The 441-nt window shown below is 63.0% G+C and carries 1 protein-coding gene; it reads left to right on the top strand.

The genetic code is table 11. The features are described from left to right. Positions 1-226 precede the first annotated feature (226 nt). Positions 227-441 (top strand): ATP-binding cassette domain-containing protein (locus QWI17_RS06695; RefSeq protein ID WP_302721756.1); only part of this gene is annotated, 215 nt, incomplete at its 3' end.

Here is a 441-nt window from a genome sequence, read left to right as displayed (position 1 = left end):
GACCAACGGCTTCGACAACTTCGACAAGATCGCCTTCTGGAAAACCCCGCAGGCCCAGGGTGGCAAGTTCGTGCCCTACAGCCGCTGGACTCAAGATTACATTGCCATCATGGGTGGGCGCTGAGGGTTTCTCCGCCTGTTCCGGCCCTGTGGTGTGATCCCTGTGGGGCCGGCTTGCCGGGGACAGGGCCGATACAGGCAAGACAAGAACAACAGAGAACCGCGTATGCCCCTAGCCGTCCAGTTCACCCAGGTTTCCCGTAGCTTCGGCGAGGTCAAGGCCGTAGACCAGGTCAGCATCGACATCAGCGATGGGGAGTTCTTCTCCATGCTCGGCCCGTCCGGCTCCGGCAAGACCACCTGCCTGCGCCTGATCGCCGGCTTCGAGCAGCCAAGCAGCGGCTCGATCCGTATCCACGGCCTGGAAGCTGCCGGCGTGCC

Origin of the sequence: Gilvimarinus gilvus (assembly GCF_030518155.1) — a bacterium.
Taxonomy (GTDB): Bacteria; Pseudomonadota; Gammaproteobacteria; order Pseudomonadales; family Cellvibrionaceae; genus Gilvimarinus; species Gilvimarinus gilvus.
The sequence above is the reverse complement of the archived record's forward strand: the minus strand, read 5'-3'. Positions and strand labels throughout refer to the sequence as shown.